The sequence below is a fragment of the Cupriavidus necator N-1 genome, assembly GCF_000219215.1.
GTDB lineage: Bacteria > Pseudomonadota > Gammaproteobacteria > Burkholderiales > Burkholderiaceae > Cupriavidus > Cupriavidus necator.
In genome coordinates, this window is record NC_015726.1 from 1,269,039 (window position 1) to 1,293,329 (window position 24,291).

22 protein-coding genes are annotated in these 24,291 nt (G+C 66.7%); 12 read left to right on the plus strand and 10 right to left on the minus strand.

Going from position 1 to position 24,291, the window contains the following annotated elements; all coding sequences use genetic code 11:
- Positions 1 to 113 precede the first annotated feature (113 nt).
- The 3 genes from CNE_RS06080 to CNE_RS06090 are packed head-to-tail and all read left to right on the plus strand — an operon-like array spanning position 114 to position 3,071.
- The gene (locus CNE_RS06080; protein WP_013956253.1) at positions 114 to 1,232 is read left to right on the plus strand and encodes a Re/Si-specific NAD(P)(+) transhydrogenase subunit alpha; all 1,119 of its coding nucleotides are present in this window, start codon (positions 114 to 116) and stop codon (positions 1,230 to 1,232) included.
- Between the two features lie 22 nt (positions 1,233 to 1,254).
- On the plus strand, positions 1,255 to 1,605 hold the full coding sequence (locus CNE_RS06085; RefSeq protein WP_013956254.1) for an NAD(P) transhydrogenase subunit alpha: 351 nt from the start codon (positions 1,255 to 1,257) through the stop codon (positions 1,603 to 1,605).
- Entirely contained in the window at positions 1,602 to 3,071 is a 1,470-nt protein-coding gene (locus CNE_RS06090) for an NAD(P)(+) transhydrogenase (Re/Si-specific) subunit beta (RefSeq protein WP_013956255.1), read from the plus strand. The genes CNE_RS06085 and CNE_RS06090 overlap by 4 nt, the downstream gene beginning before the upstream one ends.
- 52 nt (positions 3,072 to 3,123) lie before the next feature.
- On the opposite strand, the gene CNE_RS06095 is transcribed toward CNE_RS06090, so the two are convergent.
- Entirely contained in the window at positions 3,124 to 4,173 is a 1,050-nt protein-coding gene (locus CNE_RS06095) for an RNA-guided endonuclease InsQ/TnpB family protein (RefSeq protein ID WP_041228346.1), read from the minus strand.
- Between the two features lie 89 nt (positions 4,174 to 4,262).
- Between CNE_RS06095 and CNE_RS06100 the strand changes: the two genes are divergently transcribed.
- From CNE_RS06100 to CNE_RS06115, 4 genes are all read left to right on the plus strand, one after another.
- On the plus strand, positions 4,263 to 5,051 hold the full coding sequence (locus CNE_RS06100) for an SDR family NAD(P)-dependent oxidoreductase (RefSeq protein ID WP_013956257.1): 789 nt from the start codon (positions 4,263 to 4,265) through the stop codon (positions 5,049 to 5,051).
- A 29-nt stretch (positions 5,052 to 5,080) separates the two neighbouring features.
- Positions 5,081 to 6,142, plus strand: coding sequence for a phosphotransferase family protein (locus CNE_RS06105; RefSeq protein ID WP_013956258.1), 1,062 nt, complete (start codon positions 5,081 to 5,083; stop codon positions 6,140 to 6,142).
- A gap of 195 nt (positions 6,143 to 6,337) precedes the next feature.
- Positions 6,338 to 6,592 (plus strand): hypothetical protein, encoded by a 255-nt coding sequence (locus CNE_RS06110; protein WP_013956259.1) that lies wholly within the window; start codon positions 6,338 to 6,340, stop codon positions 6,590 to 6,592.
- A gap of 83 nt (positions 6,593 to 6,675) precedes the next feature.
- Positions 6,676 to 7,077: a hypothetical protein gene (locus CNE_RS06115; RefSeq protein ID WP_013956260.1), complete on the plus strand. Its 402-nt coding sequence runs from the start codon at positions 6,676 to 6,678 to the stop codon at positions 7,075 to 7,077.
- On the opposite strand, the gene ppk2 is transcribed toward CNE_RS06115, so the two are convergent.
- Positions 7,078 to 7,962, minus strand: a complete 885-nt coding sequence (gene ppk2 / locus CNE_RS06120) for a polyphosphate kinase 2 (protein WP_013956261.1) — start codon at positions 7,960 to 7,962, stop codon at positions 7,078 to 7,080. It lies immediately after the preceding gene.
- Between the two features lie 351 nt (positions 7,963 to 8,313).
- Here ppk2 and CNE_RS06125 point away from each other — a divergent pair, with 351 nt between their 5' ends.
- The 3 genes from CNE_RS06125 to CNE_RS06135 are packed head-to-tail and all read left to right on the plus strand — an operon-like array spanning position 8,314 to position 11,023.
- Positions 8,314 to 9,720: a DUF3300 domain-containing protein gene (locus tag CNE_RS06125; protein ID WP_013956262.1), complete on the plus strand. Its 1,407-nt coding sequence runs from the start codon at positions 8,314 to 8,316 to the stop codon at positions 9,718 to 9,720.
- A gap of 20 nt (positions 9,721 to 9,740) precedes the next feature.
- The gene (locus CNE_RS06130) at positions 9,741 to 10,658 is read left to right on the plus strand and encodes a DUF2950 domain-containing protein (protein ID WP_013956263.1); all 918 of its coding nucleotides are present in this window, start codon (positions 9,741 to 9,743) and stop codon (positions 10,656 to 10,658) included.
- Positions 10,655 to 11,023 carry a hypothetical protein gene (locus CNE_RS06135; protein ID WP_013956264.1) on the plus strand — a complete coding sequence of 123 codons (369 nt, stop codon included), beginning with the start codon at positions 10,655 to 10,657 and terminating at the stop codon, positions 11,021 to 11,023. Before CNE_RS06130 ends, CNE_RS06135 begins: the two co-directional genes overlap by 4 nt.
- A gap of 31 nt (positions 11,024 to 11,054) precedes the next feature.
- Here CNE_RS06135 and CNE_RS40640 read toward each other — a convergent pair whose 3' ends face one another.
- Complete coding sequence (locus tag CNE_RS40640) at positions 11,055 to 11,357, minus strand: hypothetical protein (RefSeq protein WP_085959663.1); 303 nt, start codon at positions 11,355 to 11,357, stop codon at positions 11,055 to 11,057.
- 87 nt (positions 11,358 to 11,444) lie between these two features.
- The gene (locus CNE_RS06140) at positions 11,445 to 12,818 is read right to left on the minus strand and encodes a tetratricopeptide repeat protein (protein ID WP_013956265.1); all 1,374 of its coding nucleotides are present in this window, start codon (positions 12,816 to 12,818) and stop codon (positions 11,445 to 11,447) included.
- A gap of 260 nt (positions 12,819 to 13,078) precedes the next feature.
- Between CNE_RS06140 and CNE_RS06145 the strand changes: the two genes are divergently transcribed.
- The gene (locus CNE_RS06145; protein WP_013956266.1) at positions 13,079 to 16,990 is read left to right on the plus strand and encodes a BTAD domain-containing putative transcriptional regulator; all 3,912 of its coding nucleotides are present in this window, start codon (positions 13,079 to 13,081) and stop codon (positions 16,988 to 16,990) included.
- 16 nt (positions 16,991 to 17,006) lie between these two features.
- Here CNE_RS06145 and CNE_RS06150 read toward each other — a convergent pair whose 3' ends face one another.
- The 6 genes from CNE_RS06150 to CNE_RS06175 form a co-directional block, all read right to left on the minus strand.
- A complete protein-coding gene (locus tag CNE_RS06150) occupies positions 17,007 to 19,007 on the minus strand; it encodes a thioredoxin domain-containing protein (protein WP_013956267.1) in 2,001 nt (666 codons plus the stop codon).
- A 79-nt stretch (positions 19,008 to 19,086) separates the two neighbouring features.
- Positions 19,087 to 19,380 (minus strand): hypothetical protein, encoded by a 294-nt coding sequence (locus CNE_RS06155; protein ID WP_013956268.1) that lies wholly within the window; start codon positions 19,378 to 19,380, stop codon positions 19,087 to 19,089.
- A gap of 509 nt (positions 19,381 to 19,889) precedes the next feature.
- Positions 19,890 to 20,177, minus strand: a complete 288-nt coding sequence (locus tag CNE_RS06160; RefSeq protein WP_013956269.1) for a GYD domain-containing protein — start codon at positions 20,175 to 20,177, stop codon at positions 19,890 to 19,892.
- 167 nt (positions 20,178 to 20,344) lie between these two features.
- Positions 20,345 to 21,373, minus strand: a complete 1,029-nt coding sequence (locus tag CNE_RS06165) for a TGS domain-containing protein (protein ID WP_013956270.1) — start codon at positions 21,371 to 21,373, stop codon at positions 20,345 to 20,347.
- An 89-nt stretch (positions 21,374 to 21,462) separates the two neighbouring features.
- Complete coding sequence (locus CNE_RS06170; protein WP_238553059.1) at positions 21,463 to 22,257, minus strand: MFS transporter; 795 nt, start codon at positions 22,255 to 22,257, stop codon at positions 21,463 to 21,465.
- A gap of 102 nt (positions 22,258 to 22,359) precedes the next feature.
- On the minus strand, positions 22,360 to 22,956 hold the full coding sequence (locus CNE_RS06175; protein WP_269148716.1) for an IS4 family transposase: 597 nt from the start codon (positions 22,954 to 22,956) through the stop codon (positions 22,360 to 22,362).
- 75 nt (positions 22,957 to 23,031) lie between these two features.
- Here CNE_RS06175 and CNE_RS06180 point away from each other — a divergent pair, with 75 nt between their 5' ends.
- Positions 23,032 to 24,285: an IS256 family transposase gene (locus CNE_RS06180; protein ID WP_104670212.1), complete on the plus strand. Its 1,254-nt coding sequence runs from the start codon at positions 23,032 to 23,034 to the stop codon at positions 24,283 to 24,285.
- Positions 24,286 to 24,291 lie beyond the last annotated feature (6 nt).

Below are 24,291 nucleotides of genomic sequence, written 5' to 3' on the forward strand. Positions count from 1 at the left end.
GTACCGCCAAGACCGGCGCCGCGCCTTGCCATTGATCCGGCATGCGGCGCCCGGCACACAGGTTGCCCGTCCACCCTCGACGCACGGAATGCACGGGACCAAAGGAGATTGAAATGCAGATAGGGATCCCGACTGAGACGCGGGCGGGGGAGGCGCGCGTTGCCGCAACGCCGGAGACCGTGAAGAAATACGTGGCACAGGGCCACCAGGTCATATTGCAGGCTGGCGCCGGCGTGCGTGCCAGCCAGACCGACAGCGCCTATGAGGCCGCGGGAGCGCGCATCGGCAGCGCCGCCGAGGCGCTGGGCGCGCAACTGGTGCTGAAGGTGCGCGCACCGGACGAAGCCGAGCTGGCGCAGATGAAGCCGGGCGCCGTGCTGGTCGGCATGCTCAATCCCTTCGACGCCGAGAACAACGCGCGCATGTCCGCCGCGAACATCACCGCCTTTGCGCTTGAAGCCGCGCCGCGCACGACGCGCGCGCAGAGCATGGACGTACTGTCGTCGCAGGCCAATATCGCCGGCTACAAGGCCGTGCTGGTGGCGGCGCACCATTACCAGCGCTTCATGCCGATGCTGATGACCGCCGCGGGCACCGTCAAGGCGGCGCGCGTGCTGATCCTGGGCGCGGGCGTCGCCGGCCTGCAGGCCATCGCCTCGGCCAAGCGGCTGGGCGCGGTGATCGAGGCCTCCGACGTGCGCCCCGCGGTGAAGGAGCAGATCGAATCGCTCGGCGGCAAGTTCCTCGATGTTCCCTTCCTCACCGACGAAGAGCGCGAGATCGCCCAGGGCGTGGGCGGCTATGCGCGCCCGATGCCGCCGGACTGGATGAAGCGCCAGGCCGAACTGGTCCACCAGCGCGCGATCCAGGCCGACATCGTCATTACCACCGCGCTGATCCCGGGCCGCAAGGCGCCCACGCTGCTGCACGAAGCGACCGTGCAGCAGATGAAGCCGGGCTCGGTGGTGGTCGACCTGGCCGCGGCACAGGGCGGCAATTGCCCGCTGACGGTGGCCGACGAAGTGGTCGAGCGCCATGGCGTCGTGCTGATCGGACACACCAACCTGGCCGGCATGGTCGCGGCCGACGCCTCGGCACTGTATGCGCGCAATGTGCTGGACTTCCTCAAGCTGGTCATCGACAAGGACGGCCAGTTCACGCTGAACCTGGAAGACGACATCGTCGCCGCATGCCTGATGACGCGGCGCGAAGAACTGGCGCTCGCCAGCTGAACCGGCAATCAAGGAGATCTCGATGGAAATAGTTGGCCACACGGTGATTAACCTGATCATCTTTGTACTGGCGATCTACGTGGGCTACCACGTGGTCTGGACGGTCACGCCCGCGCTGCACACGCCGCTGATGGCGGTGACCAATGCGATCTCGGCCATCATCATCGTCGGCGCCATGCTGGCCGCCGGCCTGACCGAGGGCTACGTTGGCCGCGCAATGGGGACGCTGGCGGTGGCGCTGGCGGCAGTGAATGTGTTCGGCGGCTTCCTGGTCACGCAGCGCATGCTGGAGATGTTCAGGAAGAAGGCACCCAAGGCGCAGCCCGAAGCCAAGGGGCAGCCTGGCGGCAAACTGGCGGAGGTAGCGCAATGAATGGCCTGTCGATGAATATGGTGACGCTGTCCTACCTGGGCGCGTCTGTTTGCTTTATCCAGGCGCTCAAGGGGCTGTCACACCCGACCACGGCGCGGCGCGGCAATACCTTCGGCATGGCGGGCATGTTGGTGGCGGCGCTCACCACGGTGGCGCTGATCTTCAAGCTGAAGAGCGAGCTGCTGTCCGGCGGGGCGGACCCGTCCGCGCCGGGCACCGGCCTGGCGCTGATCCTGGCGGCGCTGGTGGTGGGCGGCGGCATCGGTGCCTACGTGGCGAAGAAGGTGCAGATGACCAAGATGCCCGAGTTGGTCGCGGCGATGCACTCGCTGATCGGCCTGGCGGCGGTGTTTATTTCCGTGGCGGCAGTGGCGGAGCCTGCTGCCTTCGGTATCACGGCTGCCGGTTCGCATGACATTCCGCTGGGCAACCGCATCGAACTCTTCATCGGCTGCTTCGTCGGTGCCATCACCTTCTCCGGCTCGGTGATCGCCTTCGGCAAGCTGGCCGGGCGCTACAAGTTCCGGCTGTTCCAGGGCGCACCGGTGGTGTTCGCCGGCCAGCACTGGCTGAACCTGCTGCTGGCGGTGGCGATGGTGGGCTTTGGCATTGCGTTCTTCCTGACGCAGGCATGGATGCCGTTCCTGGTCATGCTGGCGCTCGCCTTCGTGCTGGGCGTGCTGATCATCATCCCGATCGGCGGTGCCGACATGCCGGTGGTGGTGTCGATGCTGAACTCGTACTCGGGCTGGGCAGCGGCGGGCATCGGCTTCTCGCTGAACAACCCGATGCTGATCATCGCCGGCTCGCTGGTGGGTTCCTCCGGCGCGATCCTGTCGTACATCATGTGCCGGGCGATGAACCGCTCGTTCTTCAACGTGATCCTGGGCGGCTTCGGCAGCGACGCCGCGGCCGCCAGCGGCCCGGCAGGGCAGGCCCAGCGCAATGTGAAATCGGGCTCGGCCGATGACGCCGCCTTCCTGATGGGCAATGCGGAAACGGTGATCATCGTCCCGGGCTACGGCCTGGCGGTCGCGCGTGCCCAACACGCGCTCAAGGAACTGACCGAAGTGCTCACGCACAGAGGCGTGACCGTGAAGTACGCGATCCACCCGGTGGCGGGCCGCATGCCCGGCCATATGAACGTGCTGCTGGCCGAGGCCGAGGTGCCGTACGACCAGGTCTTCGAGATGGAAGACATCAACAGCGAGTTCGGCCAGGCCGACGTGGTGCTGGTGCTGGGCGCCAATGACGTGGTCAACCCGGCGGCCAAGAACGACCCCAAGTCGCCGATCGCCGGCATGCCGATCCTGGAGGCGTACAAGGCCAAGACCATCATCGTCAACAAGCGCTCGATGGCCGCCGGCTATGCCGGGCTGGACAACGAGCTGTTCTACATGGACAAGACCATGATGGTGTTCGGCGACGCCAAGAAGGTGGTCGAGGACATGCTCAAGGCCGCCTGAGCCGCAGATTCACAGCAATAACGAGGAGACATGGATTGACATTCTCCCCTCCCTAAAGGGAGGAGATTCCCTCTGCAGGCGATCGATGTCCCGATCGGGCAAGGATATTTAACGCAGCGTTCACATCGCGATCATGTACGGCACCGCATTCACTGCATACCCACTGCCTTATTCCGAGGTCTGCGATACCTTTCGGCCTCCCCGGCGGCATCGCGTCGCACGAAGAACAAACCTGGGTGGTGAAACGTTCGTCGACTTCCTCATACCACGCGCCATGCGCAATCGCCTTGTACGCGAGCATTGTGCGGAAGGACGACCAGCCCGCATCGCGGACGGACTTCGCCATGCTGGTTTTGGCGAGGCCGGCGGCATTCACATTCCCCACCGCGATGTAGTCGAAGTCCCGCACGATGCGATGCGAGAGCTTGTGCAGGAAGTCGCGCCGCGCATTGGCGATGCGCGCGTGGAGGTTCGTGGCCTGTCGTTTCTTGCGCGCCCGTTGCGCCTTGGCAAGGGCTTGCTCGAGTTGGCCAAGGTGACGCGGATTCTCGAACTTCTCGCCGGTGGACAGCGTGGCAATGTCCTTCAAGCCCAGATCGATGCCGACGCCGCGTTCCGGGCAGCGGGCCTGGGTGTCGGCAACTTCAATCACGATGTTCAGGAACCAGTTGCCTCGCGCATCGCAGGAGAAATTTGTGCCGTCCTTGATCTTGCCTTCGGGAAGGGGGCGGGAGCTGAACACGCGAAACGTGTTGCCGGCAAAGCGGAATGCGTCGCCCGAGCGCTTGAGATCCCGGCCCTTGAGCGGCACCCAGCCAAGCGACTTGCGGCCGCGATAGCGCAGGTACGGCCTGCGGTGCTGGCTACGCGACTTGGCGTACTGCTCGCAAACCGCGTTGACGGTGCCGGAATGGATGCGCAGTTCCTTGCTGCTGCCGGTGGTCAACACGTTCAGATCGAAACCCGTGGGCCATTTCTTGCCCCACTTGAGTGCGTGCTTCTGCGTGTCGTTGCAGAAGTTCCAGACGTAGTTCACCGCGCGGCTCTGCTGATTGAGCAGGCCGTTCAGCGACTTCACCCGGTAGCGATAGACCAGAAGCATGCCGGTCATTCTAATATGGGATTGCTTGCTGCCGGCAGCACTCCTTTCACTCCCCGCCCTGAAGGGCGAGGTTTCTCGGAGCAAGTCTGATGAACCAGCAAGAACGCAACCTCGGCCTGTTCGCCGACCTGGAAGGCAAGGTAGCGCTGGTGACCGGGGCCTTTGGCGGCCTGGGCCTGCATTTTGCGCAGACGCTGGCGCGCGCCGGCTGCAAGGTGGCACTGGCGGGGCGGCGCGTGGCCGAAGGCGAGGCCGTGCTGGCGGAACTGCGCAGGCAGGGCGGGCAAGGCTGCGTCGTTGCGCTCGACGTCAGGGACCCCGCGTCGGTCGGTGCGGCGTTCGAGACGGCGCGCCAACAGCTCGGCCCGGTCCAGGTGGTCGTCAACAGCGCCGGCATCGCCACCACCGGGCCGGCCATGGAGGTGGATGAGGCCGCCTGGCAAGGCGTGATCGATACCAACCTGAACGGCGCCTGGCGCGTGGCGCAATGCGCGGCGCGGCTGATGCGCGAGGCCGGCAGCGGCGGCTGCATCGTCAATATCGCGTCGATCCTCGGCCTGCGCGTGGCGCAGCAGGTCCCGGCCTACACCGCCGCGAAGGCGGGCCTGATCCACCTGACGCGCTCGCTGGCGCTGGAATGGGCGCGGCACGGGATCCGCGTCAACGCGCTGGCGCCGGGCTATTTCGAGACCGACATCAACCGCAGCTTCTTCGAGACCGACAGCGGCCGGGCCATGATCGGGCGCATTCCGCAGCGCCGGCTCGGCCAGCCCCGGCAGCTCGACGGCGCGCTGCTGCTGCTGGCTTCGGATGCTTCCGACTACATGACCGGTACGGTGCTGCCCGTGGACGGCGGCCACGCGGTCAGCTCGCTCTGAGCCCACCCGCAATCGAGGAGAGCGATCCAATGCAACCAGCCCTTGCAGTTCCCGCCGCGACTGGCGGTTCGGGTTTCGATAGCGCTGCCCTGGCAGCGCTGCTGCATGCAGAAGGCCTGATCGACCGGCCCGAACTGACCCTGGAGCGCCTTGCCGGCGGCCAGTCCAATCCGACCTACCGGCTGGCCTGCGGCGCGCAGCAATACGTGCTGCGCACCAAGCCGCCGGGCCAGTTGCTGTCGTCCGCCCATGCCATCGACCGCGAGTATCGCGTGATGCACGCGCTGCGCGACAGCGACGTGCCGGTGCCCCCGGTCTACCTCTACAGCGAAGACACCACGATCCTTGGCACGCCCTTCTACCTGATGGGACTCCTGCAGGGCCGCGTGATCTATGACCAGTCCCTGCCGGGCCAGTCCCCGCAACAGCGCGCCGCGATCTACCGCGAGATGAACCGCGTGATCGGCGCCTTGCACCGCGTCGACTACCGCGCCGCCGGCCTGGCGGACTATGGCAGGAGCGGCGGCTACGTGGCGCGCCAGGTCGCGCGCTGGGCCGGCCAGTGCCGAGACACCGGCATGGGCGACAACAAGGCGCTGGCGGCGCTGGCAGAGTGGCTACCGCAGTACGTCCCGGACGCGGAGCAGACCAGCGTGGTGCATGGCGACTACCGCATGGACAACCTCGTCTTCCATCCCACCGAGCCCCGCGTCATCGGCGTGCTCGACTGGGAGCTGTCCACGCTCGGCCACCCACTGGCGGACCTGGCCTACCACTGCATGAGCTGGCATATCCCGGCCGACCTGTGGCGCGGTATCGGCGGGCTCGACCTGCAGGCGCTGGGCATTCCCGACGAGGCGACCTACCTGCGCTGGTACGGCGAGACCAACGGCACGCACGCGCTCGAGCACTGGGACTTTTATCTCGCCTACAATTTCTTCCGGCTGGCGGCGATCATGCATGGCATCGGGCAGCGAGCCAGGAGCGGCAACGCCGCCGCGGCGGATGCCGTGGAGACCGGCAGGAAGGCGGTGCCGCTGGCCGAACTGGGGTGGCAATTCGCCATGCGCTACCGCGCGGCAGGGCGTTAGCGTTTGCGCACGGTCCGGCGCCAGCCGGATCGAAGCCTCCGCAGGTGATGGAATCTGCCCTGGATTCCTCATCGGGAATCAAAGTTTGCCTTCCGATCCAGCCTGGCTTAAAGATAGGAAGGGGAGATGGGCCCGCGGACTCATGGCCGCATCGGAACCGGGCTGACTGGCATCCCGAGCCTTCAGGAGACGTCAATGAGTGTGCTGATGCTTGTGAATATCGATACGGCGACAACCGACGAGGAAATCCAGGAGTTCATCGGTCGCTACGGCTTCCCGGCCTTCGATGAGATTGAACGCGTGCCGGGAGACGGCACCCGCCCGGCCGTATCGCTGCATTTCAATTCGGTCGATGGGGCCGCGTTGCGGCTGCTGCAGCCGCGCATCAACCACCTGTTCTGGAAGCAGCGCAAGGTGGACGCGATGGTGCTGACCGAGCGTTTCGAATAGGCCGCTGCCGCGGCTGGCGGGCATGTGGGTCCGGTGCTTCCTCGCTTGCCCGCCTCGGGGCAGGCCATGGCGGAGGAGGCGAGATGAACAGGCGATACAGGATCCTGCACGCGCTGGCATGCAGTGCCGCAATGCTTGCGGGTGCAATGTCGGCAGGACCGGCCGTTGCCTATTTTGACCACTACCTTGGCGGCACCATCGTCGGCACGCTTACCCAGGACCAGCTCACGGCGTTGACGGATGTCTTCCGCAGGACCCTGGAGCAGGGCGCCGACGGCGCCCGCATGCCGTTCAGGCTGCCACCCGACGCGCGCGAGCGGCAGGTCGAAGGTTCCTTCACGCCGTTGCAGTCCCGGCGCGACCACGGCGACCGGTGCCGGCAACTGCGCAGTGAATTCCGCCGGGCCGGCGAAACCGAAGCCTGGACCGGGTGGTACTGCAAGGAGAAGGACGGGAGCTGGAAGTCGCGCAAGCTGCCGAAGTAGCTAGTACCGCTCTTCGACATACCGATACGGATAGTCGGGCTCCCGGTATCCGCCCGCCTTCTGCCTGGCAGGCAGCTTGACTGGCTTGCGTTCGATCGCCTTGTACGGGATCTGTGCCAGCAGGTGCGTGATGATGTTCAGGCGCGCCCGGCGCTTGTCATTGGAATTGGCCAGATGCCACGGGGCATAGTCGGTATCGGATGCGGCAAACATGGCGTCGCGCGCGCGTGAATAGTCGTACCAGCGGCTGTACGAGCGCAAGTCCATGTCAGTGAGCTTCCAGACCTTGCGGCCGTCCTTGATGCGCCCCTGCAGGCGGCGGGTCTGCTCCTCCGGGCTGACCTCGAGCCAGTACTTGATCAGGATAATGCCGGAATGCACGATGGCGCGTTCGACCAGTGGGACGGCGCGCAGAAACTCGTCGGTCTGCGCTTCGGTGCAGAACCCCATCACGCGTTCGACGCCGGCGCGGTTGTACCAGCTCCGGTCGAAGATGACGATCTCTCCCGCGGCGGGCAGGTGCGGCAGGTAGCGCTGCACGTACATCTGGCTCTTTTCGCGGTCGGTCGGCGCGGGCAGGGCGATCACGCGGAAAATGCGCGGGCTGACGCGTTCCGTGATGGCCTTGATGGTGCCGCCCTTGCCGGCACCGTCGCGCCCTTCGAACACCACGCAGACCTTGCTGCCGCTGGCCTGCACCCATTGCTGCAGCTTGACGAGCTCGACATGAAGGGCGAAGAGTTCCTTCTGGTATGCCTTCTCCGACATGCGCTCGCGCGGCTGCTGGTCCGGCTTTTCGTCGCGGCTGTCGGCCGGGTCTGGTTCGCGCGGCGGCTCCGTCTGGCTTCCGTTGTCGTCGTGGCGCTTTCCTTTCCGCTTGGCCATGATCTTCCTCCACTGACGTACCGGTGCCTCGAGGGTCCGGTCATGCACCTTCAAACCTGGGGTACCGCTTGCATGCGCACAGGCGGCTCGTTTCTACGATAGAAGCAAAATCGGGGGAAATCCTCATGCCGATCCATTTTCCTGGCATAACCCTTGCCGGCTGGTCTGCCGGACCGCGACCGGAATTCGGTTGAATTTCAATGTGTTCCGTACTACCTTCGTAGCGCGTATGGAGCAATATCCGCTCCGTATGTCGTCTGGCAATGGCACGCGGCAGGAGAACTTCCTCCGGCCCGGTGCGCTGCCCCGGTACGCCTCGGATGGCTCCGTCACCAGTTGCGAGGAGGGAACATGGCCTTTCTGGTCAGGCGGCTGCTTCAGTCCGGCTGTGCGTGGCTGTTTGTCGCGCTGGCGGCAGCAGCGGGCGGCGCCGCTGCCCAAGACGCACCAAAGCCGCCACCCACCTTCAAGGCCGAGGAGCTTGAGGCGCTGGTCGCGCCGATCGCGCTCTATCCCGATTCCGTGTTGTCGCAGGTGCTGATGGCCTCCACCTATCCGCTGGAGATCGTGCACGCGGCGCGCTGGGTCAAGGCCAACCCCAAGGTCAAGGGCGACGCCGCGGTCAAGGCCGTGGCCGACCAGCCCTGGGATGTCAGCGTGAAGTCGCTGGTGGCCTTCCCGCAGGTCCTTGAGCCGATGAACGACAAGCTCGACTGGACCCAGAAGCTGGGCGATGCCTTCCTGGCCCAGGAGAAAGACGTGCTGGCCGCGGTCCAGCGGCTGCGCAACAAGGCCCAGCAATCCGGCAACCTCAAGAGCACCGAACAGCAGAACGTCATTGTCGAGCCCGCGACCACTGCGGCGCTAGGCGTGCAGACCGTGGTGCGCATCGAACCGGCCGACCCGCAGGTCATCTACGTCCCGGCCTACAACCCCACCGTGGTCTACGGTTCCTGGGGTTATCCGTCCTACCCGCCGTACTACTGGCCGCCTTATCCCGCCTATTACCCGGGCGCCGCGCTGGCCACGGGCTTTGCCTGGGGCGTCGGGCTGGCCGCCGCCGGGGCGATCTTCGGCAACTGCAACTGGGGCGGCGGCGACGTGAACGTCAACGTCAACCGGGCCACCAATATCGACCGCAACTTTGACCGCACCAAGGTGCAGAGCGGCGGGCGCTGGCAGCACGACGCCGGTCACCGGCAGGGCGTGGCCTACCGCGACAATGCCACCCGCGAGAAATTCTCCCGCGATGTGCCAGGCGGGGACCGGCGCAATGAGTTCCGGGGTCGCGAGGGTGGCGCCGGCGTGTCCGACCGCGCGGCGCGCGACCGGGCCGGCGGGCAGGACCGGGCGGGTGCCGGAGACCGGGCCGGAGAAAGGGCGGGTGATCGGGCGGGAGACCGCGCCGGAGACCAGGTCGGTGATCGCGCTGGCGAACGGGGCAGTGATCGGGCCGGGGTCTCTGACCGGGCCGGTGTATCGGACCGCGCAGGGGCTGCCGATCGGTCACGGGGCGGCGGTGAACGGGCCACCACCGTAGCCGACCGCGGCGGCGGTGGCGGGCGGGACAACGCATTCCAGGGCGTGGGCGGCGGCGCGGCGTCGCAGCGCGACTTTGATCGCGGACGCTCCAGCATGCAGTCGGCCGGAGGCCACGCAGGCGGCGGCTTCAGCGGCGGCGGCGGGGGCCGTGGCGGCGGCGGCTTCAGCGGCGGCGGGGGCCGTGGTGGCGGCGGCGGACGCGGTGGCAGGCGCTAGCGGACCAGGGAGCCTCGATCATGACGTCACCACTAAGCCTTGCCCGATCCCTGCCTGGCCGCCTGGCCTGCGCGCTGGCGCTTGCGCTCGCGCTGACCGTTGCCGGCATGCACGCCGCGCACGCGCAGAAGTCCTTCAAAACCCCCGAGGCCGCCATGAACGCCTTTGGCGAGGCGGTCGCCACCAGCGACGACAATGCCATGAAGGGGCTGCTGGGCGCCAGCATCCACGACCTGATCCCGCCAGTCGGCGCCGACATCCGGTACCGCTTTCTCGAGGCCTGGCGGATCTCGCATGCGGTCCAGCCAGAGGGCGACAGCCATGCCCGCATCGCCGTAGGCAATGACGGCTGGACCCTGCCAGTGCCGCTGGTGAAGACATCGAAGGGCTGGCAGTTCGATACGCGTGCCGGGGTCGACGAGATGCGCATACGCCGCATCGGCCGCAATGAACTCGCGGTGATCCAGGCCATGCTCGCGGTCTATGACGCCCAGCGCGAATACGCCCGGACCGATCATGACGGCGACGGCCTGCTGGCCTATGCAGGCAAGCTTGCGAGTACGCCGGGCAAGCAGGACGGGCTGTACTGGCCGACATCGGAGGGCAAGCCGCCCAGCCCGCTCGGGGCCGCATTCCTGACCGCCGGCAAGCGCAACCCGGGGCAGGGCGGCTACTACGGCTATCACTACAAGCTGCTGACCGCGCAGGGGCCCACCGCACCCGGCGGCGCGTACAACTATGTCGTCAATGGCAAGCTGTTCGGCGGCTTCGCTGTGCTGGCCTGGCCGGTGCGGTATGGCGATACCGGCGTGAAGAGCTTCATGGTCAGCCACGATGGCCAGGTCTATGAACGCGACCTGGGCACCGACAGTGCCGGCAAGGCCGCGGCGATCAAGACCTTCGATCCCGGCCCTGGCTGGAGCAAGGTGACGCCATGAAGCATGGGCTCCGGATCCTGGCGGGCGTTGCCGTGTTCGCCGCAGTGCCGGTGCTGACGGCATGCTATCCCTACCCTTACCCTGCCGAGGTGGTCCCGACCACCTACCCGGGCCTGCAGCCCAGCCGCTACGACCGCGCCTTTGCCGCGGCCGCCGGCGCCATGCGCGACCAGGGCGTGGCGATCAACACGGAGGATGCCGTGGCCGGCACGGTGGAAGGAACCCGCAACAACCTGCCGGTGAGGGCCAGCGTGCGCCGCCAGGCCGACGGCACGGTGCGGGTGCAGTTCGACGGCACCGACCCGTCGGATCCCCGCCTGCTAGAGCGCATCTCGCGCAGCTACGACGCGCGCATGGGCCGCTGAGGCGCGCTGCGCCGCCGTTGCCGCCAACCACTCAAGGCTGCGCGCGCGGAATGACCGGCGCCCCCGGCGCCGGACTGGCCGGGCGCTGCGGATACACCGACGTGCCAAAGGTGTTGTTGCCCATGCGATGGCTGGTGGCCGCCTCGTTATAGAGGCCGAGCTGGTTCGAGGGCCGCTGCGCGATCGCCTCGGCCGCCAGCGTTGAGCGAGGCGCAACTGAGCCAGTTGACGCCGACCGAGCGCAGCAACCTGCGCTGATGGCGCCCTGACGATCGAGGGAGCGCTTCGGGGCGGCTTGCCTGGGCTCGGCATGAGCCAAGGCAAGCGTCCTCATTTTTTTTATCCGCTCATGGGCCATTGTCGGCCGGCCCAGGTGCCGGCGACAAAGGCCTGGGCTTGGCACGTGGCCAGCCGGCTTGCGTCACGCCACCTTCGCCGCGACCACCTCCCCGTGGCCGTCCGCCGCTTCGCGCTGGAGCGCTGAAGCGCGCTGCACCAGCTTGCTCAAGCTGGGGTTCATCGGCTTGAGCTCCATGCGCTCGGCTGCGAGCGCGCAGGCCAGGTTGGCGCGTTGGCCTCGCAACGCCGCCTCGATCAGCGTCAGGTTGATGAGATCGCGCTGGGCGTGGCTGCCGCCGAAGCGATGCGCGATCTGGCGTACCGGCAGCAGCAAACCGATGGCGTGGTCGTAGTCTTGCCGCGAGAAAGAGAGCAGGGCTTCGGTCACCGGCAGGCCGACCTCGCGGGTCATCATCGCGTTGGAGCCACTGCCACCTGCCGCCGCGCGCATGCCGGCAAGCAGGCCATCCAGTGCACAGTCGCGCCCGGCGCAAAGATAGGACATGGCGGCGTGGGTATCGTTGAAGGCGTAGTAGCCTTCGGCGCCGCGCGCCTGCCAGGTGTCGGCGACTTCGTTCCAGCGCGCGCCCACGTCGATGCCGCGCAGGTGCAGGCGCCACAGCATGGCGCAGGCATCGATCAGCTCCAGCGCCACCGCGGAGTGGTGCTCGCGGATGTGCGCGTCGTAGATGTCCAGTACCTGCCTGGTATGGCCGAGTTCGAGATGGAACAGCGCCAGGTGCCACCAGTTGTGCACGGCCATCATATTGTCCTGCGACCAGTCGGCAGCACGCCCGCTCAGCCAGTCGATGCCTTCATCCTGGCGGCCCTGCATTTCCATCACGTGGGCGACCGCATGAATAGCCCAGGGATCGCGCGGATTCAGTTCCAGCGCGAAGCGGCCGCGTTCCTCGGCTTGCTCGTACAAGTTCGTTTCCTCAAGACCGAACGCATGCATGCCAAGGACATAGCCGAAGCCGGGTACGCGCGTATTCCAGTGCGGCAGCACCTGGGCGATGCGGTCGCGTAGCAGGGTGGACTGCCCGAGCAGGAAGTCGCCGATATGGGCGATCTGCAGCGCCAGGCTGTCGCGCGGATAGTCGACCACGATGTCACCGTACAGCTGGATCGAGCACGCGAAGTGGCCGTCCAGCCAGGCGCGTGCCGCCGCGATATGCCGGCGCTCGCGCTCGTTGGCGCTGGCGGACAGCGCTTCGCCTGCCTCGACGCTCTGCCTGAGCATCGGCTCCACGGCGCCGTCGCCAGCCGTGATCATCATCCCCGCGCGCAGGGCATGGCCCATCACGAAGCCCGGATCGTCGGCCAGGGCATGGTCGATCACCGTGAGCGGGTCGCCGTAGTAGCCATGCAGCAATTCCAGGGCGGCTTCGAAGCGCTCCAGCGAGTTGGTGTTGGTGCTCGAGACCGAAACACCGCGCGAGTCAGTATGTGTCATGACGCAATCCTTCCAGTGTGACCGAGGCAGCCCTTGCCTCGCTCGATGGCAGCCCCTGTTCGTCCGCTATGTCGGAGCCACGCGGCCCGGGGTTGTGGTCATACTAGGCAGCGGGCGTGAACGGGCCCGGCAATCCAGCGTGAAAGAAGCGTGAAAATAGCGGCATGCCGGGAAGTACCGGCTTCATATCTTTGCGCCGGCGAGGCGCGCGTGATGCTGTGCCGTCGCCTATAAAGGATGGGCTTTCAGGATTCCAAATCATGGCCCGCGCCCGTCTTGACCTGTTCGGCGGCTTCCAGCTAAGTTCCGCAGACGGAACGCCGATTCCGCTGACTGCCCGCAAGGCGCGCGCAGTGCTGGCCTATCTCGCGCTGGCACAAGGGCGCGCCCAGCCGCGCGACAAGCTGGCCGCACTGTGCTGGGCCGAAAGCAATGCCGAGCAGGCGCGCAGCAGCCTACGCCAGGCGCTCAGTGCGGCGCGGCGCGCGCTGGAAGAGGCTGGCCAGCACGTGGTGCTGGCAGAAGGCGACAGCGTGACGCTCGGCGAAATCGAGGTCGACGTGTGCGAGTTCGAGCAGTTTGCCCGTGAAGCCACGCCCGCGTCGCTGGCGCGCGCCGCGGTGCTGTACCGGGGTGACTTGCTGGAGGGCTTTCATGCCGCCGCGCCGGCGTTCGACCACTGGCTGGCGATCGAACGCGAACGTCTGCGCGGCGTGGCGTTGGCGGTCATGGCCAGGTTGCTGGCGCACCATGAACAGGCCGGCGAGACGGAGCAGGCCATCGCCAGTGCCACCCGCCTGCTTGCGCTCGATCCGCTGCAGGAAAGCGTGCACCGGGCGCTGATCCGGCTGTATGAACGCCAGGGCAGGCAGGCGCTGGCGCTCAAGCAATACCGCTTGTGCCGGGCGGCGCTGCAACGCGAACTCGGGGTATCGCCCGAGCCCGAGACCGAGGCGCTGTACCAGGCAATGCTGCGGGCCCGTCGCGAGCCGGTGGCTGGCATGCCGGCTGGTGACGACGGTGCCGCGGTGCCACCTGCGTCCGCCGTAATCGCTGCCGAGCCGCAGTTGCGCCACGCAGTGGTCCTGATAGCCAGCCTGGACGATAGCAGCGTTGGCCTGGAGCCCGAGCCATTGCACGCTGCCCTTGCGCGCTGGCGCCAGCATGCCAGGGCATTGGCCAGCGCCTGCGGCGGTCATATCACCGATGAAATCGGCACCCGGCTGACCGTCGTGTTTGGCGTTCCGGTGGCGCATGGGAACGACGCCGAGCGCGCCCTGCATACCGCCGGGGCGCTGCATGCCGGTCTGGCGCGGCTGGCGGAATCCGCCAACGCCAGGCTGCTGGCGCGCGTAGGCCTGGCCAGCGGCCAGGTGCTGGCCGCCTGCGGCGAAAGCGGCATGACGCTGACCGGCGGGCCGGTTAGCGTGGCCTTGCAGGCGATGGAGCGGGCCGAGCCTGGCGCAACCATGGTGTCGAATCGGGTCTACCAGGCGCTGCCCGGACGCCTGGAAGCGGACTGCGTGGCGCACGCCGTGCTCCCCGGAGCTGCCGAACCGATTCCGCTCTGGCGCGTGCGGCGCTTTCTCGGGGTGGAACAGGCGCCGGCGCAGCACGCCTTCGTCGGGCGGCAAGCGGAGCTGGCCCAGCTCGCCGGCGTTGCCGACAGCTGCCTGCGTTCCGGCCATGGCCGGGTCGTGCTGATCCGTGGCGAGGCCGGCATCGGCAAAAGCCGGCTCGCCGACCGCTTCGTCGCGCTGGCGCGCGAGCATGGCCTGGAGGCACACCGGGCGCTGGTGCTCGACTTCGGCGCCGGCAGCGGCGGCGATCCCTTGCGCTTGCTCGCGCGCAGTCTGTTGGGCGTCGCGCCTCGCACGGGCGCGGGTGGCGCCGCCGCCGAAGAAGCGACAGGCGCGGCCATCGGGCAAGCGCTCGCGGCCTGGCAACTCGGCGAGGATGAGCTTGTGTTCGCCCGCGACATGTTCGAGCAGCCCCAGTCCCGGGAGCAGGCCGCCGCACTGGCCGCGATGGACGCCGCCAGCCGGCAACGCGGCGCACAGCGATTGATGGTGACGCTGGCCACCCGCCGCAGTGCGGTGCGCGCGCAATTGATCGTGGTCGACGACGTCCACTGGGCCGAGCGCACGGTGCTCGATTGCCTGGCGCAGCTGGCCGCGGCAACCCGCAGCCATGCGCTGATCCTGGTGCTGACCGTACGTCCCGAGCATGACCCGCTCGATGTGGCCTGGCGGGCGAGCAGCCAGGGGGCATCGCTGACCACCATCGACCTCGGGCCGCTCGACGATGCCGAGGCGCACGAACTGGCAGCCTGCCATCGGCAGGTCGATCCTGCCGTGGCCGCTACCTGCATTCGCCGGGCCGAGGGCAATCCGCTGTTTCTCGACCAGTTGCTACGCGGCGCGGAGGCGGGCGCGGACGAGTTGCCCGGGACGCTGCAGAGCATTGTGCTGGCGCGGATGGACCGGTTCTCTACCGCCGACCGCCAGGCGCTGCAGGCCGCTGCCGTGCTGGGCCAGCGCTTTGGCCCGGCCGCACTGCGGCGTTTGCTCGAGGATCCCGCGTACGCTTGCGAGCGCCTGGTACAAGAGGCCATGGCCCGGCCGGAAGGCGAAGACTATCTGTTCATGCACGCGCTGATCCATGAGGCGGTGTACGCGTCGCTGCTCAAGTCGCGGCGACAGAATCTGCACCGGCGCGCGGCCGCCTGGTATGAAGGCCGGGACCCGGCGCTGATGGCCGAGCACCTGGATGCCGCAGGCGATCCCGGCGCGCCCGAAGCCTATGCCGCCGCGGCGCGGCATGAGGCGGCGCACTTCCGCGGCGAGCGCGCATTGCGCCTGGTCGAGCGTGCGCAGCGCCTGGATAGCGGCGACGCCTGCAGGCACACGCTTGCCTGCCTGCACGGCGAGCTGGCACTTGACCTTGGCCTGCCGACGCAATCGCTGCAGGCTTTCCGGCAAGCGCAATTGCTGGCGAGCGATGCGGCACAGCGGGCCCGGGTGTGGCTTGGCACGGCGGCCGCCTTGCGCCTGCTCGACCGCTATGACGAAGCCCTGGCGGCGCTGCGCGAGGCGGAGCAGGCCGCTGCCGCGCCGGGCCAGCCCGAGCGCCTGGCCGAGATCGAATCACTGCGCGGCAATCTCTATTTCCCGAAGGGCGACATGGAAGAGTGCCTCGCCGCCCACCAGCGCGCCCTCGGCCATGCGAGGGCGGGCGGATCGGTGCTGGGCGAGGCGCGTGCGCTGGGCGGCCTCGGTGATGCGTACTACCAGCAGGGCCGCATGCTGACCGCGCATGCGCATTTTGTCCGCTGCGTCGAGCTGGCGCGGGCACACGGCTTCATCCGCATCGAATGTGCCAACCTGCCGATGGTGGGCGCGGTGGAACTGTTCCGCAACGAACTTGCGGCCGCGCAGGCCAGCTGCGAGGAAGGACTGCGCCTGGCGCGGCGCATCAGCGATGCGCGCAGCGAGATGCTCGCCTACGACGTGATGACATCGACCGCACAGCTCGCCGGCGACTGGCCGCGTGCCGAAGCGCACGCGCGGCTGGCACTGGCACTGACGCGCCGGTTGGAGGCCCGGCGCTTCGAGGCGGAAGTGCTGGCCCGGCTTGGCCTGGCCATCGGCGCGCTCGGCCAGGTGCAGGAGGCGGAGTCCCTGCTCGACGAGGCACTGCAGCTGAGCCACGCCAGCGGCGTGCGGTATTCAGGGCCAACCGTGCTCGCGTTCCTCGCGCGCACCACGCGCGATCCGGACAAGCAGCTCGACGCCCTGCGCCAGGGCGAGGCCATGCTGGCCCAGGGCTGCGTGAGCCATTGCCACGTCGATCTGCTCGAAGCTGCGATCGACGTTTCACTGGCGGCGCGCCGGTGGCAGGAAGCCGAACGCTACCTGGCAGCGCTGCAGGATTACATGCGGCCTGAGCCGTGCCCCTGGGGAGACTTCCTGATCCGCAGGGGTCGCGCCTTGATCTGCGCCGGACGGGAAGAGGGTGGTGCGAGCACGCCGCCGCTTTGGGCCCGGCTACGGCTGCTCAGGGACGAGGCACACGCGGCCGGTCTGAATGAATCCCTGGGTGCCATCGATGCGGCACTGGAGCGGCTGAAAGCGACATCGCGTATCGGGCAGGACGCATCTGGCCTGTCCTGATCGAAAGGGCTCACCGTCACCCCACGCAGCGTTCAAGGAGCGCCTGGCCGCTGGTCACGGGCGCGGTACAGGTGCGATGTCGGCACACGTAGGCTGCCGGCCGGCCGTCGACCGGGAGCCGCCCCTGGCCGACGGGAACGTCTTCGGCGAATGCCAGCACGCGTGCCGGAAGATAGGTGCGGTGAACGCTTTCCACCAAGGCGGCGGCCGCCGCCTTGTCGCCGGCAAGAATGATCCCGAACGCGCCGCGCTGCGCGAAGTCCGCGGCGGCCAGGAGGTGCACGAAGCCGGCCGGGGCCGCGGTGGCGGCAGCCCGGTAACGCTGGAATTCCTGCTCGGCGAGGTCACGATAGCGATCCTCGCCGGTGAGTTCATGCAAGCGCAGGAAGGCGAACACGCTGGCTGAAATGCCAGACGGCCATGCGCCGTCGTACGGACCGCGAGGCCTGTGTATCAATGGCTCGCCATCATTGGGCGTGAAATACAGCCCGTCGCCCCGGAACCTGTCGATGATGAGCGTCACGAGTTCGGCGGCGCGATCGAGGTATCTCCTGTCGAAGCAGGATTCGTAGAGGTCGATCAGCGCGTTGGCCAGGAAGGCATAGTCTTCCAGGAACCCTGGCACCTTGACTGTGCCGTTCTTCCAGTACCGATACACACCGCCGTCCGGCATGGTGAGCTTGTCCTGGACAAAGCTGGCGGCACGCCTTGCGGCGGCGAGGTGTGCGGGGTTGCCCGTTGCCTGGTAAGCCGCGCAGAGTCCCTGGATCATGAGACCGTTCCACCCGGCGAGAATGTTGTCGTCGCGGCCGGGGCGCACGCGCCGGGCGCGTGCTGCCAACAGCCGCTCGCGCCAGCCTTCCAGCCGTGCCTCCTCCAGAGGAGTCAGCGTGACGGCACGGTGGAGCACCGATCTGCCGGGCTCAAAGTTCCCGCCTTCGGTCACGCCGTAGGCGCGACACGCCAGGGCCCCCTCGGATTCGCCCAGGACTGCCTTTACCTCGGCCGCTGTCCAGACATAAAAGCGGCCTTCCTCGCCTTCGCTGTCGGCATCTTCGCCGGCATGGAAGCCGCCGTCGGGGTGCGTCATGTCTCGCAGAATGTACGCGATCGTTCCCTCGAATACGCGGCGCCAGGCTTGCTTTCCGGTCAGGCGATAGGCGTTGGCGTAGAGTGTGACGAGCTGGCCGTTATCGTAAAGCATCTTTTCGAAGTGGGGCACGGCCCAGCGTTCGTCGACACTGTAGCGGGAAAACCCACCGCCGAGCTGATCATGGATGCCGCCGGCCGCCATGCCGTCGAGCGTGCGCTCCAGCGCATCAAGCAGCGCGGGTTCATGCGTTCGCTGACAGATGCGCAGCACGAGGTCGTACGCGCTTGCGTTGGGAAACTTGGGCGCTCCGCCCAGGCCGCCATGGGTCGGGTCCGTATTGCGCGCGAGGGCGAGGGCTGTCTGCGCGGGCAGGTCCTGGACTTCCGCGGCCTGTTCCGCGTCTTCACGGCTCAGGACCCCTTCGTCCAGGTGCCGGAACCCCTGCTGAAACTGCTCGATGGTGTCGCGCAGTTCCTGGCGGCGATGCCTCCAGGCTTCGCTCAGGCTCAGCAGCACGCGCGGGAGCCCAGGGCGGCCGTAGCGGTCATCCGGCGGAAAGTAGGTGCCACCGTAGAAAGGCTCTCCTTGCGGCGTCAGGAATACCGTCAGCGGCCAGCCGCCGCCCTGTCCCATCAACTGGGGGACTTTCTGGTAAATGTCGTCGAGGTCGGGACGCTCCTGCCGGTCGACCTTGATGCTGATGAACCGCTCGTTCATCAGGGCGGCGATCCGGGGATTCTCGAACGATTCGTGCGCCATCACGTGGCACCAATGGCAGGTGGCGTAGCCGACCGAAAGCAGGACCGGCTTGTCGTCGTCGCGCGCACGGCGAAACGCCTCTTCGCACCAGGGATACCAGTCGACCGGATTATCCGCGTGTTGCCGGAGGTAAGGCGAGGTTTCTGTGGCGAGCCGGTTTGTCATCCTGGTCTCCAGCCTGGGCCGGTGGGACAACTGTGGCGCAGAACAGGGCGCCCGGCAAGCGCGTGGCGGGTTTCCGGCATCAGGCCACCCCAACCCCTGGTGACCAGTACTGGTATCGCCAGGTAAAGCCATCGCGCGGTGGCGTGGTGCCGGGGGGTGCCCCACCGCCACGATAGGCGAAGGTGTACAGCACCAGCGCCGTGCGCCGCGAAGAGTACCGGTCCCGCAGGGGCATGGCCTCCCTTGCGGGCCACCAGCGCGGTGCAAGCAGCGCGCCGCTGACATAGGCCAGGCCGCAGTGCCCCCAGCCGGCTGCAGACAGCTGCCACAGCCAGCGGTAGCCGGCGTTCGGAGGGCGTGAGCGAGCGCGCATGCGACTCCTTGTTTCAGTTCGGATCCGCTACGGCTCTGATCCGATCCGTCCACTTTTGCATTGCCGGACGGTTTGCCGACCAGGGACTGCGATCGGTTAAGGCGACTGTGGCAAAAAAAACTGCCCGGGGCAATGCAAGTTACAGTGCCTGCCGGCATGTCACCAGCGAGGCCCGCGAGGCGAGTGGTCAACGTCGCCCTGATACGCCACAAATAAAAGGAGCCACAAACAAAAAGAGCACCTTCTACAGGTGCTCAGTGCTTCCAACAATCGGGTGCGTCCGAACCGGGTCAGCAACTTATGATCCGGTCCGGACCTGCAGGCATATGTGGCCTGCACGATCACGCTTCATCTGGCAGATCATCCAGGAAACATGATCGTTTCGCTGACCTACCTTCGCTTTACTCAAGCGTGTCTCAGTCAGCACTTTAAGTATAGGGCAGCCGACGGTCAGGTCAACCTGAATCTGGCTGTGCCGCCGCGCGAGCAGCCTGGTCCAGCGAGCTGCGCTACAGGGCCGCGATGAACTTGTCCCACGGCGTCGCTTGCAGCGTCTCGGTCGCGGCGTGTCCGTAGCCCCGGATGATCAACGCCGCCCGCTCGAGTTGCTTCAGGTCGTCCGTCTCGACAATGTCCACGACGTCAAAGCGCCCGAGTGTCAGATAGCTGTCCTTCCAGGTGACTGCAGGGCATTCGGCCTTGATTTTCTCGGCCACCGTGGCGGCGAGTTTCTTCATGTCCCTGGGGTCCGTGAACGCGTCAGGAGCGAGACGGCTGAGGATGACGTATGTAGTCATGGCATACCTCCGTGCAAGAAATTGCTCCGCAAATCGGCACGGCAGTCATGCGGGAACAACCGGCCGCAGGTCTTTTAGTCTATGTCATCGGCGCCCGCCTGCTGCGACCTGTCCCCAGGGCCCCGTGGGCCGGGCCATCAACGAACTCCCTGCGGCCATGGCTTTGATCAGCCATGCGCCTGCGAATGCAGTTCCACCACGTCTCGATCGGCTACCGGATGATCGGCGCCCACCTGCTGGCCGCTGAACTTGCCACTCCCCCAAATGCGGGCGAACTTGAACGTACGTGCGAGATCAGGGTGCACCTGCAGGGCGACATCCAGCACGGTGTCGCCGCGGCGCATCGTAAAAGGCCGACGCTGGTCGACGGGTTTCCCGGGTGCCTTGGTGTAGACACGCACGATGCCCAGAGCCCTGAAAAGGAACGGACCGACCTCGGCCAGTCCGCGCCCGCCGGTTGCCGAGGTTGCGAGCGCCGGAAAATGTACACCGAGCAGGTCTTCGAGCACGGCCGCGTCTTCCGGCTTGGCGAGATCAGTCTTGTTGGCCAGCAGCAGCGCAGGGAGGTGAACACTGAACGGGTCAGCCGCCGCTTCCGCCGTCGCCCCAGGGCTGTCAGCCTGACCCGGCCAGCGCTCCGACAGGATGATCTTTGCCTCGGCGAGGCGCCTCAGAATCAGCGCCAACTGTTCTGTACAGTCTGGCGCGCTCAGATCGACCACGAGCAGTACGCCGTCTGCCGCCCGCAATATGTCGGTGAGCCCGGGTTGCATGAATTCGACTGATACAGGTGGCAGATCCACCAGCTGAAAAGCAATGTCGTCGAACGGCAACATGGCGGGAACCGGAAACTGCGTAGGGTGGGGGTAGGGCCCGACCTCGTTGCCCGATCCTGTCAGCCTTGCGTGCAGGCTGGATTTTCCCGCGCCGGGCGGGCCGATCAGACAGAGCTGCGCCGCGCCTTCTGGATGCACCGCATGTGCCGGCCCTCTGTGAGCGGCCTTCCCGTGGCCCGCGGATGCCTGGGTGAGTTCCCTGATCCGCGACTTGATATCGGCCTGCAGACGCTCCGTCCCCTTGTGTTTCGGGATGACACGGAGCATCTCCTTCAGGCATTCGAGCTGCTCGCGCGGCTGGCGTGCCAGCCGATAGGCTTGTTCGGCCTGCTTGTACTCTGGAGTGAGGTTTGCTGGCATGGGCTGTCGCCAGAGCTTCAGCGTCCGGAAGCCGAAAGAGCGATCCAATCGCCAAAGGGCAGTTTCATTCTAGTCTGCCGTCCGTGCTGCTAATGGCAAGCGGGGCCGGCAGCGGCGCCGTACCCGGTCTCCAGCCCGACCATTCGCTCAGCGCGCAAGGCTGCCCGCCGGCCCCGCACGGTGTTGACGCCGCACAGCAGGCCCAGCCCGACCACGAAGTAGCTGCCGGTGACCAGCAGCGCCTGCCGGTGATCGCCGCCCGTCAGCCAGCTTGCCATGCCATAGGTCAGTGGCCCGGCGATCGAGGCCAGCTTGACCGCCAGGCCCCAGAGCCCGAAGAACTCGGCCGCGCGCGAGGGCGGAGCCAGCAGCCCCACCATGGCCCGTCCGGCGGACTGGGCGGCGCCCAGGCACAGGCCGGCCACATTGGCGGCCAGCCAGAACAGCGGCGCTTCGCGCGCGGCGCGCGCCAGCATGATGGTCAGGATCCAGCCCAGCAGCGTCAGGGCAATGGCGCGCACGTGGCCGATGCGGTCCTGCACATGGCCGAACAGGAAGGCGCTGGCCGCCGCCGTCAGATTGACCACCAGCACCAGGGTCAGGGTCTGCCGCATGGTGAAGCCCATGGCCTGGTTGGCGTAGATGGCGGTCAGCGTGATCACCGCCTGGATGCCGGCCTGGTAGAACAGGGTGCACAGCAGGAAGCGGCGCAGGTCCTTGAACTTGCGCAGCTGGCCCAGGCGTTGCCATACCCTGGCCCAGGCCGTGCCGATGGCCCGTTCGCCAGCCGGCGCGGCCGCGGCGACCTGTGGCGCGCCGCGGTCGCGCAGCAGCAGGAAGGTCGGCAGGCTCGCCACGGCAAAGATGGCTGCCGTGATCAGCATGGTGACGGGAACGAACTGGCTGGCGACCTGGCCGCGCGCGCTGGCCCAGTTGACCAGGTGCGCGGCAAGCCTCGGCCTTTAGGCCTGAGCTTTACCCACATCCTATGGACCTGAACTGAAGATGCGGAACATTTCGGTAATCTCGTGGAGGACGAAGAAGCCTCGCCAGATAACCGTGGCGCCGGGCGGAGGATCACTGCGGCGATTCAGGTAGCCACCCAGCGTGGCGATCCACAGTACTGCCTGATTCAGCGATGGCACTTTGTCCGGTGGCCGGGTGGTTCGGTGTACGCGGCAATACAGAGCCTGCCATTCGATGGGCTGAAGGACTACCTCGCAGGGCAACTCGCCATCAAGGCGAGCCAGTAGAGTCGTGTACAGAATGCGCCAGGCGATTACGGCAAACAGGGAGGTGGCCCGCACGAAGCGTTCCAGTGTACCGAATTGGCGGGCCTCGATACGGCAGCCACTCTTGAGCACACGGTGCCAGGTCTCGATGGTCCAGCGCCGCGCATACCACTGAAGCCGTTCAAGAGCCTGCTCAGGCGAGTGCGTGGGCACCGAACTGAGTAGCATCCATTCGAGCGGCTCGATACCGGCGGGCGGTTCGTCCTCGATGACATGCACAGCGAAGACATTCTGCTCGGGCAAGCCAGCCCGCGTCTGAGGTGGTTGCAGGCGAACGGGCGCGTATCGCAGAGCCTGTCAGATTTCTTGTGTGTTGAGGTCATGAGACGATATCGAAAGAAACGCCTTATGACCGAAACAACAAGCATGACCAAGAAGAGCAAGAAATCGAGCGCGCCGAAGCTGTTTCCGGATGAGTTGATCGATCAACTGCTGGCTCAGGTACAGAACAAGGACGCCGAGTCGATTCTCGGTGAATCAGGCTTGGCCGGCCTGCTCAAGAAGCAGTTGGCCGAGCGTATGCTTGCCGCCGAACTGACGCACCATCTGGCCAGCGAGGCCAAGCAAGGCAAGAGCGGCAATCACCGCAACGGCAGCAGTGCAAAGACCGTCATCACGCCCAACGGCGAGCTGGAGCTGGACATTCCGCGCGACCGGCAAGCCACCTTCGAGCCGCAACTGGTCGCCAAGTACCAACGCCGGCTGTCCGGCTTCGACGACCACGTAATCAGCATGTATGCACGCGGGATGAGCGTGCGTGAGATTCAGGGCCATTTGCAGGAACTGTATGGCCTGCAGGTCTCGCCCGACCTGATCTCCACCATCACCGACGAGGTACTGGCGGAGGTCGAGCAATGGCAGCAGCGTCCGCTGGAGGCGATGTACCCCATTGTCTACTTCGACGCGCTGCGCCTGAAGATCCGCGACGAAGGCACCGTCAGGAACAAGGCGGTGTACCTCGCGCTGGGCATCCGCGCCGATGGGCGCAAGGAAGTCCTCGGCCTGTGGATCGAGCAGACCGAAGGCGCCAAGTTCTGGCTCAAGGTCTTCAACGAGCTGAAAAACCGCGGCCTGGAGGATATCTTGGTCGCCGTGGTCGATGGCCTGCGCGGCTTCCCCCAGGCAATCGAGGCCGTCTACCCGGCCGCGCAAATCCAGACCTGCATCGTCCACCTGCTCCGCAACTCGCTGAACCTGGCGAGCTGGAAGGATCGCAAGGGCCTGGCGACCGCGCTCAAGCCGATTTACCAGGCTGCCACGGCCGATGCCGCTGCCACTGCGCTGGATGCCTTTGCCGGCAGCGACTGGGGCCGCAAATTCCCGACGGTGGCCGACATGTGGCGGCGGCAATGGGAGCAGGTCATCCCGTTCTTCGCCTATCCGCCGGAAGTGCGCAGAATCATCTACACCACTAATGCCATCGAGAGCATGCACATGCAGTTGCGCAAGATCGTCAAGAACCGGGGCCACTTCCCCAGCGACGAAGCCGCCAGCAAGCTGCTGTACCTGGCCTTGCGCAACATCGAGAAAGATTGGAAGATGCCGCCCATCACCTGGAAACAAGCGGCCAACCAGTTCGCCATTCTCTTCGGTGACCGCTTCACCAACGCCCTACGCTGAGATTTA